The 14156-nt window shown below is 68.2% G+C and carries 14 protein-coding genes and 1 riboswitch; all 14 genes read right to left on the bottom strand.

From position 1 onward, the window contains the following. Positions 1–143: 143 nt before the first annotated feature. The 14 genes from FBX97_RS29285 to cobT all read right to left on the bottom strand — a co-directional run bounded on the left by FBX97_RS29285 (position 144) and on the right by cobT (position 13791). Positions 144–542 (bottom strand): DUF2061 domain-containing protein, encoded by a 399-nt coding sequence (locus tag FBX97_RS29285; protein WP_141839502.1) that lies wholly within the window; start codon positions 540–542, stop codon positions 144–146. 91 nt (positions 543–633) lie between these two features. After that, the gene (locus tag FBX97_RS29280) at positions 634–2103 is read right to left on the bottom strand and encodes a cobyric acid synthase (RefSeq protein WP_141839501.1); all 1470 of its coding nucleotides are present in this window, start codon (positions 2101–2103) and stop codon (positions 634–636) included. Continuing rightward, positions 2100–2972 carry a cobalamin-binding protein gene (locus tag FBX97_RS29275; protein ID WP_141839499.1) on the bottom strand — a complete coding sequence of 291 codons (873 nt, stop codon included), beginning with the start codon at positions 2970–2972 and terminating at the stop codon, positions 2100–2102. Before FBX97_RS29275 ends, FBX97_RS29280 begins: the two co-directional genes overlap by 4 nt. Beyond that, entirely contained in the window at positions 2969–3937 is a 969-nt protein-coding gene (gene cobD, locus FBX97_RS29270; protein ID WP_141839497.1) for a threonine-phosphate decarboxylase CobD, read from the bottom strand. Before cobD ends, FBX97_RS29275 begins: the two co-directional genes overlap by 4 nt. Then, the gene (gene cbiB / locus FBX97_RS29265) at positions 3930–4895 is read right to left on the bottom strand and encodes an adenosylcobinamide-phosphate synthase CbiB (protein ID WP_141839495.1); all 966 of its coding nucleotides are present in this window, start codon (positions 4893–4895) and stop codon (positions 3930–3932) included. The genes cobD and cbiB overlap by 8 nt, the downstream gene beginning before the upstream one ends. Beyond that, on the bottom strand, positions 4889–5449 hold the full coding sequence (gene cobU / locus FBX97_RS29260; RefSeq protein ID WP_141839493.1) for a bifunctional adenosylcobinamide kinase/adenosylcobinamide-phosphate guanylyltransferase: 561 nt from the start codon (positions 5447–5449) through the stop codon (positions 4889–4891). The genes cbiB and cobU overlap by 7 nt, the downstream gene beginning before the upstream one ends. Beyond that, a complete protein-coding gene (locus tag FBX97_RS29255) occupies positions 5446–6750 on the bottom strand; it encodes a cobyrinate a,c-diamide synthase (protein ID WP_255517683.1) in 1305 nt (434 codons plus the stop codon). The genes cobU and FBX97_RS29255 overlap by 4 nt, the downstream gene beginning before the upstream one ends. Further along, positions 6750–7388 carry a cob(I)yrinic acid a,c-diamide adenosyltransferase gene (gene cobO, locus FBX97_RS29250; protein ID WP_141839490.1) on the bottom strand — a complete coding sequence of 213 codons (639 nt, stop codon included), beginning with the start codon at positions 7386–7388 and terminating at the stop codon, positions 6750–6752. The genes FBX97_RS29255 and cobO overlap by 1 nt, the downstream gene beginning before the upstream one ends. Next, positions 7381–8160, bottom strand: coding sequence for an ABC transporter ATP-binding protein (locus FBX97_RS29245; protein ID WP_141839488.1), 780 nt, complete (start codon positions 8158–8160; stop codon positions 7381–7383). Before FBX97_RS29245 ends, cobO begins: the two co-directional genes overlap by 8 nt. Beyond that, positions 8157–9191, bottom strand: coding sequence for an iron ABC transporter permease (locus FBX97_RS29240; protein WP_141839486.1), 1035 nt, complete (start codon positions 9189–9191; stop codon positions 8157–8159). Before FBX97_RS29240 ends, FBX97_RS29245 begins: the two co-directional genes overlap by 4 nt. 20 nt (positions 9192–9211) lie before the next feature. Then, the gene (locus FBX97_RS29235; protein ID WP_141839484.1) at positions 9212–11083 is read right to left on the bottom strand and encodes a TonB-dependent siderophore receptor; all 1872 of its coding nucleotides are present in this window, start codon (positions 11081–11083) and stop codon (positions 9212–9214) included. Between the two features lie 73 nt (positions 11084–11156). Beyond that, positions 11157–11379: riboswitch (cobalamin riboswitch) on the bottom strand. Between the two features lie 18 nt (positions 11380–11397). Then, positions 11398–11955 carry a histidine phosphatase family protein gene (locus tag FBX97_RS29230; protein WP_141839481.1) on the bottom strand — a complete coding sequence of 186 codons (558 nt, stop codon included), beginning with the start codon at positions 11953–11955 and terminating at the stop codon, positions 11398–11400. After that, positions 11952–12737 (bottom strand): adenosylcobinamide-GDP ribazoletransferase, encoded by a 786-nt coding sequence (locus FBX97_RS29225; protein ID WP_141839479.1) that lies wholly within the window; start codon positions 12735–12737, stop codon positions 11952–11954. The genes FBX97_RS29230 and FBX97_RS29225 overlap by 4 nt, the downstream gene beginning before the upstream one ends. A 4-nt stretch (positions 12738–12741) precedes the next feature. Beyond that, complete coding sequence (gene cobT, locus FBX97_RS29220) at positions 12742–13791, bottom strand: nicotinate-nucleotide--dimethylbenzimidazole phosphoribosyltransferase (protein ID WP_141839477.1); 1050 nt, start codon at positions 13789–13791, stop codon at positions 12742–12744. Positions 13792–14156: the final 365 nt, after the last annotated feature.

Below are 14156 nucleotides of genomic sequence, written 5' to 3'. Positions count from 1 at the left end.
GCGCCGATGATAGTGCTGCAACCAGTGTGAAAGTAGGTTATCGTCAGGCTAATTAATAGCAGTAAGTAAAGTAGTAATGCAAAACCCCACTCAGCGAGCTGAGTGGGGTTTTTTGCTTTATAACGTTTGAAAAACCACTGCCATTACGCGGTGCGCACCGTTTGCCCCGATTCCAGGTTGTCCCACAACTTGTCATGAAAAGGCATCAGCAGCACATTGCATACCGGTTCCAGAATGGCTGCCAGGCCGCCGAAGGCCATCGAACCGGTCGCGAAAAACATCACCGTGAACGCAACACCCATGTGCATTGCAGTCAGGCTGATCTTTTCCAGAGTCACGACCATGAGCCGCTGTCCGGCCGCAGCGGACTGCACTCGGCGTTCCCAGGCCCGCTCGTGAAAAGGCACGAGTAAAACATTCAGCAGGGGTTCGATCAGGATCGCCAGGCCGCCCAGCATCACCGATCCGGTGACCGCATACGTGATGGCGAAACCGATCGCCAGGTGGGTAAGGATTTGACTGGTCTTGCGTGCTACTGCCATCGAATGCTCCAAATTCATTGTCGAGGTAAATGATATTCGTTCTCATCTACGACGTGAAATGAAATGAATTTACTGATCCGATAGCACTCGTCTATGTGTCCGCCGATCCCGTCTGGAGCAGTCGATTCAACAGAGGTTCGGCTGCATCCGCAATCCTGTCCAGGCTTGCTTCGCGCAGCACCGCACTGTCGACGGCCGCGTCGCTGTGCAGTCCGGCCCAGCGCAGCAAGGCAGCGCAAGCTTGTGCGTCGTCGAACAAGCCGTGCAGGTAGGTACCGATGATCTGGTCGTCGTCCGAACAGGCGCCTTCGCCGCGGCCGTCGATCTCGAATGCCGGCCGGGCCAGCGCCGCGCCCTCCGATACGCCCATGTGGATCTCGTAGCCGCCGACCGTCGCGCCGCTCGCAGCGCCAGAAAACAAGCAACTGCCGCTGACCTGCGCCAGCCGCTTGTCGCGGGTCAGCGTCGTTTGCAAGTCCAGCAAACCGAGTCCCGCCGAGCGTCCGGCAGCTGCCTCGACCCCATCCGGATCGTCGACATGGCGCCCCAGCATCTGGAAGCCGCCGCACACGCCGATCACCTTGCCGCCATATCGCAGATGGCGCCGGATCTGTTCTTGCCAGCCTTGCCCCATCAGCCAGGCCAGGTCGCCGCGCGTGTTCTTGCTGCCGGGGAGGATGATCAGGTCGGCGCCCGGCAGCGTCTCGCCCGCGCGCACGAAGCGCAGGTCGACGTCCGGATGCGCGCGCAGCGGATCGAAGTCGGTGTGGTTGCTCATGCGCGGGTAGCTCGGCACGACCACGCGGAAACCGCCGGCGCGCGGCGTCACTGCCTGCACCGCATCCTCGGCATCCAGGTACAGGCCGTGCAGGTAGGGCAGCACTGCCAGCACCGGCTTGCCGGTCTGGCTTTCCAGCCAATCGAGTCCGGGTTCCAGCAGCTTGACGTCGCCGCGGAAGCGGTTGATGACGAAGCCGACGATGCGATCGCGTTCGCTCTGCGACAGACAGGCCAGCGTGCCGACGATGTGGGCGAACACGCCGCCGCGGTCGATGTCGGCCACCAGCACGACCGGGCAGTCCACGCGTTCAGCAAAACCCATGTTGGCGATGTCGCGGTCGCGCAGGTTGATCTCGGCCGGGCTGCCGGCACCCTCGACGATCACGGTGTCGTACTGGGCCCGCAGGCGCGTATGCGACTCGAGCACGGCACCCATCGCCACGCTTTTATATTGGTGGTAGTCGCGCGCATTCATGTCGGCGCGCACCCGGCCGTGGATGATGACCTGGGCGCCGGTGTCGCTGGACGGCTTGAGCAGCACCGGATTGAGATCGGTATGCGGCGCGATGCCGGCAGCGATCGCCTGCAGCGCCTGGGCGCGCCCGATTTCGCCGCCGTCGCTCGTCACCGCGCTGTTCAGCGCCATGTTCTGGGGCTTGAACGGCGCCACGCGGATGCCTCGACGGCGCAGTAACCGGCACAGCGCCGCCACCACGGTGCTCTTGCCGGCATCCGAGGTGGTGCCCTGCACCATCAGGGTCGAATAGGGAAATGCGCTCATTTCGTACGGTGTGTGCGCGCCAGCTCCAGCTTCTCGCACAGCATCGCCGCACCTGCAATCATGCGCGGACCGGAGCGGTTCAGCAGGTTGCCGTCGATCGTGAACAGGTTGTCGTTGCGGACCGCAGTCAGGCTGCCGTAGGGCTTCCACATGCTGACGCCGCCGTAGTTCTTTTCCGCCGTGGCGAAGATCGCCTCCGGGTTCTCCTGCAGGACGCCCTCGACGCTGACCACCGGCGCGGTGACCGGCAGTCTGGCGAAGACGTTCTCGCCGCCGCACAGGCGCAGCGCGTCGCTGACGATATGCTCGCCGTTCAGCGTGTACAGCGGCTTGTCCCACACCTGGTAAAAACTGCGCACCGGCGCGCGGTTCGCGTACTTGGCGCGCAGGCTGGCCAGCTGGCGGCTCAGGTCCGCGGCGACCGGGCGCGCCACTGCGTCGGTACCCATCAATTGCCCGAGCTTGAGCAGGCTGGCCGGGATGTCCTCGAGCCTGTGCGGTTCGCTGTGGTAGACCGGAACGCCGAGCTTGCGCACCATCTCGATCTGGCGCTCCGAACTGCCGTGACGCCAGACCACGAACAGGTCGGGCTTCAGCGCGATGATGCGCTCGAGGTCGAGTTCGCGATTGGACCCGACCTGCGGCACCTGCTTGGCGGCTTCCGGAAAATCGCTGTAGGCGACCACGCCGACCACGTGACTGCCGCCGCCGGCCGCGAACAGCAGCTCGGTCACGTGCGGCGCCAGCGAGATCACGCGCTGCGCCGGCTTCTGTACGGTGACCGTATTACCGTCGTCGTCCTTGACGGTGACGGCTGCGTGGGCGGAAACGCAGGCCGCCAGCGCGGCTACGACTATCCAGTTTTTCATCGCTGATTCCAATCTCTCAATGCTTGTTCGAGGCGCTGCCAGTGCGCTTCCGTGGCAGGCAGGCCGATCCGGATCCCGCGCGCAGCATCGCGGAACAGGCGGACCCAGATCGCGCGCCGCGCCATGTGTTCATGAAATGCTTCGGGCTGTGCTTGCGCCCACCAGTGAAACAGCGGCGTGCCGGATGCGCCGGGGAGCAGCGCGCGCATGCGCTCGCCGTCGCGCGCCAGCCGCGCTTGCGTGGCCTGCTGCCAGGCGCGGTCGCGCAGCGCCGCCAGCGCGATCTCCTGGGCGGGACCGCTGACTGCCCACGGTCCCAGCAGGTCTTCCAGCTGCGCCAGCAGGGCGGGCGCCGCGGCGACGAAGCCGAGCCGCAGGCCGGCCAGGCCGAAGAACTTGCCGACCGAGCGCAGCACGATCAATCCGGGCTGCTCGGCGTATGCGGCAATGCTCAGTGCAGGCGCGGTGTCGCCGAAGGCTTCGTCGACCACCAGCCAGCCGCCGCGCGCGGCCAGCTGCGCATGCCATGCCAGCAACTGGCCGGGCGGGACCGTCGCGCCGGTCGGGTTGTTCGGATTGACGATTACCACCACGTCGCTGTCGCGCACCGCCGCATCCAGTGCAGTGTAAGGCACCTGGCGCAGCACGTGGCCGTGGCGCGACCAGTGGTGGGCATGTTCGGCATACGAGGGTGCCGATACGCTCACGCGCGCCGGTGCGCGCAGGCGCGGCAGGGCCTGGATCGCGGCCTGGGTGCCCGCGACCGGCAGCAGACCGGGAGCATCGTAATAGGCGCAGGCGGCGCGCACCAGTGCCGGGTCGGGCTCGGGCAGGCGCTGCCACGCATCCGGGCTGAGCGCCGGGGCCGGGTAGCCGACCGGATTGATGCCGGTCGAGAGGTCGATCCAGTCGCTGCCGCCGTAGCGCTGCATCGCCTCGCGCAGCTTGCCCCCGTGTTCAAGCATGCAGGCCTCCGGCCAGCAGCGCGCCGGGCAGGGCGATGGCGAGCCACAGCAGCGTGGTGCGCCACACCAGGCGCCAGGCACGTTCGATGTCGGCCGCACCGGCCGCCGGACCGCTGCCGAGCACCGGCCGCAGTTCGACTTCGCCGTCGTAGACCGCGGCCCCGCCCAGCGTGACGCCGAGCGCGCCGGCGCCGCTGGCCATCACCGGGCCGGCGTTCGGGCTGCTCCACTGCGGCGCCTGGGTGCGCCAGCAGCGCCAGGCGCGCAGTTGGCCCCGCAGCCGGCCGGATCTCGACGCCAGCAGGGTATAGGACAGCGCGGTCAGGCGCGCCGGCACGTAGTTCAGGACGTCGTCGATGCGCGCCGCCACCCGCCCGAACAGGTTGTAGCGCTCGTTGCGATAGCCCCACATCGCATCCAGGGTATTCGCCAGGCGGAACAACACCGCCCCGGCGCCGCCGGCCACCAGGAACCAGAACAGGGTGCCGAACACCGCGTCGTTGCCGTTTTCGAGCAGCGACTCGGCGCCGGCCTTGGCCAGCTCCGCTTCGCTGGCCTGCTTGGTGTCGCGGCTGACGATGTGCGAGGTCAGCCAGCGCGCGCGATCGAGGTCGCCCGCGGCGAGTGCCGCGCCGATCGGCAGCGTGTGGTCGCGCAGGCTGCGCAGGCCGAGGCACAGGTACAGCAGCGCCGCGTGCACGGCCAGCCCCGCCGGCCCAGGCAGGCGGCACAGGGCGGCAGCGATCAGCGTCAGCGGCAGCACTGCCAGCGCCCAGGCCAGGGCACCGCGCCCGATGCGCCAGCCCAGGCGTTTGTTCAGCCGCCGCTCCAGCGCGCCGGCCAGGTTGCCGAAGCCGACCAGCGGATGCCAGCGCGGCGTCTCGCCCAGCAGCAGATCGAGTGCGATGCCGGCCACCAGCAGCAGGGCCAGGCTCAAGGGAGGCAGCCCGCTCAGCACGGCGGTCCTTTCAGCGCCAGCGGAAGGCCGGCCGCGACGAACAGCACGCGCTCGCAGCGCGCCGCCACGTCCTGATTCAGGCGGCCCGCTTCGTCGGCGTAGGCACGCGAGACCGCGCCGTAGGGCACGATGCCCATGCCGACCTCGTTCGACACGAAGATGACTTCGCCCGCCGCCGGCTCATCCAGGAAGTCCAGCAGCGCCGCGCGCTCGGTGGTGAACAGCGGCGTCAGGTCGATCGGTCCGACTTCCGGATAGTCCATGTGCGCGGAAAACATCAGGTTGCTGAGCCACAGGGTCAGGCAGTCGACCAGCACGATGCGCTCCGGCGTGCACAGGCGGCGCAGGGTGGCGGCCAGCGCGGTCGCTTCCTCGACGGTCCGCCAGTGCGGCGGGCGGCGTTCCTGGTGGCGGGCGATGCGCGCGGCCATCTCGTCGTCGCCGGCATGGGAGGTCGCCAGATAGATGACCTCCTTGCAGGATGCCTGCGCCAGGCGTTCTGCCAGCGCGCTCTTGCCCGAACGGGCTCCACCGAAGACGAAGGTACGGCTCATGCTTGTGCTCCCAGCAGCAGGGTTGCCGCGGCTTCCGGATTGGAGGCGAAGAAGGCGTGGAAATACGATGCGGTCAGCGAACCGCTGCGGTACAGCGCTTCGCCCTCGGCGCCGGACGGATGCTTGACCGCGTGCGCGGCCGCCGGGGGCGCCGTCTCCAGGCGTGAATAATGAAAGGTATGGCCGCGCAGCACGCCGGCAGCGGTCGGCATGCCTTGTGCACCCAGCCCGGCCAGGCGTCCCTGCATTTTCACCTTTCCCGGCAACAGGCCGGCCATCGGCCAGGCGTGGCCGTGCTTGTCGGTGATCGATTCCGCCACCGTCATCATGCCGCCGCACTCGGCCAGGATCGGGCGGCCGGCGGCGTGCGCGGCGCGGATCGATGCCTGCCAGTGCTGCGCCTGCGCCAGCGTTTCACCGTGCAGTTCGGGATAGCCGCCGGGGAGGTAGACCGCGTCGGCGCCGTCCGGCACCGGCTGGTCCGCCAGCGGCGAAAAGAAGGCCAGCTGCGCCCCGAGCGCGCGCAGCGTGTCGAGGTTGGCCGGATACAGGAAACAGAAGGCGGCGTCGCGCGCGATCGCTACCGTCTTCCCGGCCAGCAGCGGAGAAATCGGCGCCGGCGGCAGGGGGCTGTCGTCGAAGGATTGCGGCGGCATGGCGTCCCAGGCCGCGTCGTCGAACTTGAGTTCGTCGGCCAGCGCATCCAGAAGTGCATCGATGTCGCCGACTTCGTCCGGCAGCACCAGGCCGAGGTGGCGTTCGGGCAGGCGGCGCGCCTGCTTGGGCAGCGTGCCCAATAAAGGGATGTCGCGCAGCGACTCCGCCACCATGCGCGCATGGCCTTCGCTGCCGACGCGGTTGGCGACCACGCCAGCCAGCTGCACGGGGCCGTAGTCGCGCAGGCCCAGCACCACCGCACCCGCGGTCTGCGCCATGACGCCGGCGTCGATCACGGCCAGCACCGGAATGCCGAATTCGCGCGCCAGGTCGGCTGCGGACGGCTTGCCGTCGTACAGGCCCATCACGCCTTCGATCAGCACCACGTCGGCATCGGCCGCGGCGGCGGCCAGGCGCCGGCGGCACAGTTCCGGCCCCACCATCCACAGGTCGAGCGAGTGCACCGGCGCGCCGCTGGCGCGTTCGAGCAGCATCGGGTCGATGAAGTCGGGGCCGCATTTCAGCACCCGCACCGTCTGCCCGCTGCGCCGGAAGCGGCGCGCCAGGGCGGCGGTGATCGTGGTCTTGCCCTGGCCGGATGCGATCGCCGCGACCATCACCACACGTGCGCCTTGGGTGCCCATCACCACTCCGTCCCGGCCTGGGCCGCGATGCCGGCCTTGAAGGCGTGCTTGACCACGTTCATCTCGGTGACGGTGTCGGCCACGTCGATGAGTTCCTGCGGCGCGGCGCGGCCGGTCACCACCACGTGCTGCATCACCGGACGGTCGAGCAGGTCGGCGATCACGGCGTGCACGTCGAGGTAGCGGTACTTGAGTGCGATATTCAGTTCGTCCAGCACCACCAGGCCATAGGCCGGATCGCGCAGGAAAGAGCGTGCCATCTCCCAGGCCTGCTGCGCCTTGACGATGTCGCGCTCGCGGTTCTGGGTTTCCCAGGTATAGCCTTCGCCCATCGCATGGAAGCTGACTTCGTCCGGGAAACGGCGCAGGAACTGTTCTTCGCCGGTCGCCATGGCGCCCTTGATGAACTGGACCACGCCGACCTTCATGCCGTGGCCGAGCGCGCGCGCCGCCATGCCGAAGGCGCTCGAGCTCTTGCCCTTGCCGTTGCCGGTGTTGACGATGATGATGCCGACCTGCTTGTCGGCGGAAGCGATCTTGGCGTCGATGACGGCCTTCTTGCGCTCCATGCGCAGGCGATGGCGCTCATTAATGTCCAGATTCGTATCCGGATTGGTGTCGTCGGTCGGCTCAGTCATGGTTGGTCTCCCGGGGAATGAAGATGCGGCGGCCGCCGTGTTCGATCGTCTCGATCGGGTGGCCGAGGGTGTCGCTCAGGCGCGCGGCCTGCATGGCGTCGGCGACCGGGCCGGCATACCAGCGGCCGTCGCCTGTCAGGAGCAGGGCGTGGCTCGAGATGCCGTGCGCCAGCGTCAGGTCGTGGCCGATCATGATGACGGTCTTGTGCTGTTGCCGGCACAGGCGCGCCAGCAGGCCCATCACCTGCACCTGGTGCGCCAGGTCGAGCGCATTGGCCGGCTCGTCGAGCAGCAGCAGCGCCGTGTCCTGGGCCAGCAGGGCCGCGATCGCCACGCGCTGGCGCTCGCCGCCGGACAGCGTACGCACGTCGCGCGCCGCCAGGTGGTCGACCTCCATCGCCGCCAGCGCCTGCATCGCGACTGCGTGGTCGTCGCTGCCTTCCCAGTAGCGGTTGCCGTGGTAGGGGTGGCGCGCCGACAGCACGGTCTCGATCACGCTGTAGGCAAAGGCGTCGTGGCGCGACTGCGCGAGGTAGGCACGGCGGCGGGCCAGGTCTTCCAGCTTCCAGGAGGCGACCGGCGTGCCGTCGATCTCGACCGCGCCGCTTTCGGGCGCACGCAGGCCGGCCAGCGTGCGCAGCAGCGTGCTCTTGCCGGCACCGTTGCGGCCGATGATGCTCCAGCATTCCCCTTGCCCTACCTGCCAGTCCAGGCCCTGCACCAGGGTGCGGCCGCCGGCGCGCAGTGCGAGTTGTCGTGTGGTGATCGTCATTTGCGCAGCTGGTGCAGTTGATAGAGGAAGACCGGCGCGCCGATCAGGGCCGTGATCGCGCCCACCGGCAGCTGGGTCGGCGCCACCACGGTGCGTGCCAGCGTGTCGCACAGGACCAGGAAACTGCCGCCGCCCAGCACCGCGGCCGGGATCAGCACGCGGTGGTCGGGGCCGAAGGCGAAGCGGCAGGCATGCGGGATGATCAGGCCGATGAAGCCGATCGAGCCGGCGCTGGTCACCGCGCTGGCGGTCAGCAGGCCGGACACGAAGAACAGGCCCTTGCGCAGCGCGCCGACGCGGATGCCGAGGGTGCCGGCGTTGTCCGCGTGGAGGGCGACCACGTTCATCGCGCGCGCACTGCGCAGCGCATACAGCAGGGCGCCAGCGAGCACGATCCAGGGCAGCGCCCGCACCGGCGCGCCGGCCAGGTCGCCGATCATCCAGAACACCATGCTGCGCAGCCGGCCCTCGGGCGCGATCGACAGCATCAGCGTGACCAGCGCCATGCAGCTCGACGACAGGATCACGCCGGTCAGCAGCAGCATCGAGGTACCAGAATCAAGAGCCGCGCCGCCGCGCATGTCGCGCCGCGCGAACAGATACAAAAGCATGGCCACGCCGACGGCGCCGGCCAGCGCCGCCGCGTCGACCGTGGCCGCGGCGCACATCAGCAGCAGCGCCAGCAGGGCGCCGACCGAGGCGCCGGCCGAGATCCCTAATATATAAGGGTCGGCCAGCGGGTTGCGCAGCAGCGCCTGCATCATCACGCCGGCCAGGGCCAGCGCGCCGCCGGTGACGAAGGCGGTGAGGGCGCGGCCGGCGCGCAGTTCCAGCAGCGTCGCCGCCATCGAGTCGCTCCGGCCATGCAGCACCTGGACCAGCGCAGCCGGCAGCTCGCCCGGTGCGATGGCGATCGAGCCCGTCATGCCGGCCACCAGCAGGCTGGCGACGGCCGCGAGCAGCAGCGCGCCGACGATCAGGAAGGCGCGCTGGGGCAATGAACGCGTGGGACGGGCTTGGGCAGGATGCATGCGGTACGGTTGGAAGTGGATTAGCGGATTCCGTAGCGTAGGGCCGCGAACCAGCTGCGTCCGGCGGTGCCGTAGTTGCGCGCCAGTTCATAGCGCTTGTCGGCCGCGTTGTCGAGGCGGACCAGCAGCGACCAGTCGGGATTGAAACGCCAGGTAGTGGTCAAGTTCAGCAGGCCGTAGCCGCCGAGGCGGTTCCGGTTGGCGGCATCGTCGAAGCGCTGGCCGGATGCCTGCAGTTCGATGCCGCTCTCCAGCCGGCCGGTCGTGTGGCTGGCGCTGAGGTTGACGTGACGGCGTGCGCGCCGGGCCAGCTGCTTGCCGGTGGTCTCGTCGCGCGGGTCCTGGAAATCGGCACTGGCGCGCAGGTCGACACCCTTGATCCGGCTGGCGGCCGATAGCGTCCAGCCTTCGAGCAGCGCGTGGTTGACGTTGTAGGCGCAGCTGCCGGTCCGGCTTGGGCAGGGGTTGACCGTGACGATCATGTCGGTCAGGCGGTTGCGGTAGTAACCGGCCTGCAGTTCGCTGCCCGATGCCTGGTAGCGCAGCGCGGCTTCGGCATTGCGGCCCTGTTCCGGCTTGTTGGTGGCCAGGCCGTAGTTGGGGTAATACAGTTCGTTGAAGGTCGGCGCGCGGAAGCTGGTGCCGACGCTGGCGCTGGCGCGCAGCCGGCGGCTGAATTCGTAGGCATAGCCGGCCGCGCCGGTGGTTTTCGATCCATACACCGAGTGGTCGTTGCGCGCGCTGAGGTCGACCAGGTGGCTGCCGCGGCGCAGGTCGTAGGACGCCGCCACCGAGTTGGTGACGCGGCTGCCGTTCAACGGACTCGGGGGGCTGGCCGGGGTGGCGGCGCCGGAGGTGGACAGCACGGATTCCTTGCGGTGGGCCGCCAGCAGCTGCAGGGTGTCGGCGCCGATGGCGAACGTATTGTGCCAGGTGATTTCATCCTGGCGCGTGTTGATCTGGCTGGCGTCCGCGGGCGCGGCGCCGCCGAAGTTGCCCAGCCTGTCGTTGGAACGCGCCCACTGCAGGCTGCTGCGCCAGTCGGGCTGGATGCGGCCGTCGAGGAAGGCGGCGTAGCTGTCGATGTCCTGGAAGTTGCGGGCGTCGAAGGCGGCTGCACCGTTGTCGTACTGGGCGCGCAGGCGGCTCTTCAGGAACTGGACGCCGGCGTCGATGCCGTCGGCCAGCCGCACCGCGATACGGCCGTTGGCGCTGTTGCGGCTGTAGCCGTCGTCGTCCGGGTTGTAGCCGAATGCGCCGGGGCGGGTCGCGGAGAAGCCGTCCGCTTCCTCGTGGGCGGTGCCGAATGCGTAGCTGACGATGCCGCTCGCGCCATGGATGGCGGCATCGTACTGGCGGGTGCCGTAGCTGCCGCCGCCGACGCTGGCGTCCAGTTGCGGCGCGCCGGCGCTTTTACGGGTGAAGATCTGGACCACGCCGCCGATCGCATCCGCGCCGTACAGGGTGCTCAGGGGACCGTAGACGACTTCGATGTGATCGATGGCCGACAGCGGAATCGCATTCCAGCTGGCCGCGCCGCTGGTCGAGGAGCCGATGCGCACGCCGTCGATCAGGACCACGACCTGGTTGCTGTTGGCGCCACGCAGGAACACGCTGGTGCTGGCGCCCGGACCGCCGTTGCGGACGATCTCGATGCCGCGCTGGCGCGCCAGCACGTCGGCGACCGAGCCGGCGCCTGCCCGCGCGATCTCGTCGGGGCCGATGACGGTGGTGTCGGCGATGACCTGGTCGGCACGCGCGGGCGTGCGGGTGGCGGTGACGACGACGGTCTCCGGCGCCGAATCGGTTGCAGGATCGGGCGCGGCGAAGGCGGCGGGGGCAGAAAGGGCAAGGGCCAATGCGGCGGCTTGCCGTCGAACTCGGTGGTGCATGATGGTCGTTCTTGGTTGGACAACCAGCCGGCGTCCCCGCCGGCCAGATTGAACAGAAGCGCCACGGCATGCCGGCGCGCTTCCACCTTTTGGCCGGTATCCGGGCTGGCAAGTATGGCCGTCCGACCTTCCCATGCTTACGCACAGTGGTGTATGAGGACGGTTGCCGCATCCATGACGCGGCACTTGCTTACCGTTGCGGGGGCAGCACACGTTCAACTCTTCGCGAGCATCGTGTTTCCCGTTTAACTGCACCTGTGAGCACAGGCGCGAGCACCAAAACGGCGTCATTATACGGTCGCGCCGGCGCCTTGTCAGAACTCCAGCATCAGAATCTCGCCATAGCCGATGCGGTGCGGCGTGGCGGCGGCCTGCAGCGCGGCCTGTTCCAGGGGCAGGCCGGACTGCATCGCCAGCAGCAGGCGGATGGTGCCGGCATGGCAGATCACCAGTGCTTCCGCGCCCCCGTCGGCACTGGCACCGGCCTTCAGGGTGTCGACGAAGCCGGCCACGCGGCGTGCGACGTCGAGGACGTTCTCGGCGCCGCCGGGCCGATGGTGGAGCAGGTCGTCAGCCCAGGCGTCGACTTCGCCGCGCGGGATGTCGGACCAGGGACGCATCTCCCAGCGGCCGAAATCCATCTCGGCCAGGCGTGCATCGATGTGCAGGCTGGCCGGCTGCAGGCGGCGCGCCAGCAGGGCGCAGCGCTGCAGCGGGCTGGCGTACACCGGCAGGCGGCCGGGCAAGCCTTGCGCTTCCAGCATCGCCTGCACGCGCGCCAGTTCGGCCACGGCGGCCGGGACATCGGTCGCGCCGTAACAGAGGCCGGCTGCGACGTCCGGTTGCGGATGGCGGACCAGGTGCAGCTTCACGCGGCAGTCCAGGCACCGTGGCCGAGCGTGGCCAGCACCGTCATATAGATGAGGGCTTCCGCCACCTGCTGTACGGCGCCGAGGCAGTCGCCGGTGTAGCCGCCGAGGCGGCGCACGAATTTGCGGCCCAGCCACAGCGCTGCCGCCAGCGCCGCCAGCAGGGCGCCGGTCACTGCCGCAGGGGAGGTGAGGCCGGCGGCGAGCAGCACAACAGCAGGCAGCAGGGCCGTCGCCGCGGCGATCGCGAATTCGGCGGTCGTCATCTGCTGGGCCAGCGGCTTGGCCTTGCCCTCGCCGCGCACGTACTCGAGCTTCCAGATCAGCGAGGTCGCCGCCAGGCGCGACAGCGGGTGGGCCAGGAACAGGGCCGCGATCGCCGCCTGCGGCGGCAGCATCGCCAGGCTCGAGAGCTTGGCGGCCAGCATGCAGACGATGCCGATCGCACCGTAGGCGCCGACCCGCGAATCCTTCATGATCTCCAGCACCCGTTCCCGTGTCATGCCGCCGCCGAGGCCATCGCAGGTATCGGCGAAGCCGTCTTCATGGAAGGCGCCGGTGGCGTAGATCGAGGCGGCAGTGGACAGCACTGCCGCCACCGGCGCCGGCAGCACCAGCGCTGCCGCCCAGTAGACGGCGGCGGCGATGGCCGCCACCACGCAGCCGACCAGCGGAAAGTAGCGCGACGCGTGCTGCAGCCAGCTCGCTTCGAAGCCGACCCAGGCAGGGATCGGCAGGCGGGTGAAGAATTGCAGCGCGATGAAGAAGAGGCGGATCTGCTGCATGGGTTCAGTTGTCGGCGTTCTTGCCGGTTTGTTCGCTGACGCTGGCCGAGGCAAAGGTTGCCATCTGGTTGAGGAAGTTGGCGGCCGCGTGCAGCAGCGGCAGGGCCAGCGCGGCGCCGGTCCCTTCGCCCAGGCGCAGGCCGAGCTGCAGCAGCGGCTTCGCACCGAGTGCATCGAGCATGCGGCGGTGGCCGGCTTCGTCCGAGCAGTGGGCGAACACGCAGTAATCGAGGATCGCCGGCTCGATGCGCGCCGCGACCAGCAGGGCACTGGTCACGATGAAGCCGTCGATCAGCAGTACCTTGCGCTGCTGCGCCGCCTGCAGCATGGCGCCGGTCATCATCGCGATCTCGAAACCGCCGAAGGCGGCCAGCACGTCGAGCGGATCGGCGGCGGTAGCGTGCAGCGCCGCGGCGGCTTCGATCACGCGCTGCTTGTGCAATACGCCGTCCGCCGACAGCCCGGTACCGGCGCCGACGCACTCCGCGACCGGGATGCCGGCCAGCTTGTGCATCAGGGCGGCGGCGGCGGTCGTGTTGCCGATGCCCATTTCGCCGAAGCCGATCACGTTACCCGCCAGCTCGGCCACCAGCGCGGCGCCGGCGCCGATCGCGCTGGCGCACTGGGCGTCGCTCATGGCCGGCGCCTGGGCGAAGTTGCGGGTACCGGCGGCGATCTTGCGGTCGATCAGGCCCGGTCGCGGGCCGAATTCGTGGGCGACGCCGGCATCGACGATGTGCAGGGCGCAATCGTTCTGGCGCGCGAACACGTTGATGGCAGCCCCTTGGGACAGGAAGTTCTCGACCATTTGCCAGGTGACGTCCTGTGGATAGGCCGACACGCCTTCCGCCACCACGCCGTGATCGCCTGCAAACACCAGGATCGCCGGCCGGTCGACCGAGATGGCCATGCTTTCCTGGATCAGTCCCATCTGTCTGGCGAGGCGTTCCAGCGTTCCCAGGCTGCCGAGCGGTTTGGTTTTATTGTCGATGGCAGCGTCGAGCCGGGCCGCGAGGGTGGGATTGGCGGTGGGAACGATATGGAAAGCGCTCATGCAGGTGTGTTGTAGAGTTAATGAACCGGGCAACGATAGCATGGCGCCTGGCCTTGCGAACACCGTCGGGCTTTGCTATAGTTCGCGTCCTGCTTCTGCAGCGCAGTAAAACGGCAACGAAATCAAGTAGTTGTGTTTGAATTTTCGGCAAGTCCGAAAGCGCTGAAGAAAAAGACGGGGTTGACGAGTTAAGCGAAACACTGCATAATCTCACTTCTCTGCTGCTGACGAACAAAACGATTCGCAAACGCAGCAAGGCAGTACAGAACAAAGTTCTTTAAAAATTAACAGTCGATAAGTGTGGGCGTTTGATGAAGGTGCCAGCTGACTAGTTCAGCTGATTACTTAAATTATCAAATGTTCAC

The organism is Herbaspirillum sp. SJZ107 (assembly GCF_006715485.1).
Lineage (GTDB): Bacteria > Pseudomonadota > Gammaproteobacteria > Burkholderiales > Burkholderiaceae_D > Telluria.
This window is presented reverse-complemented; position numbering and strand designations above follow the sequence as displayed.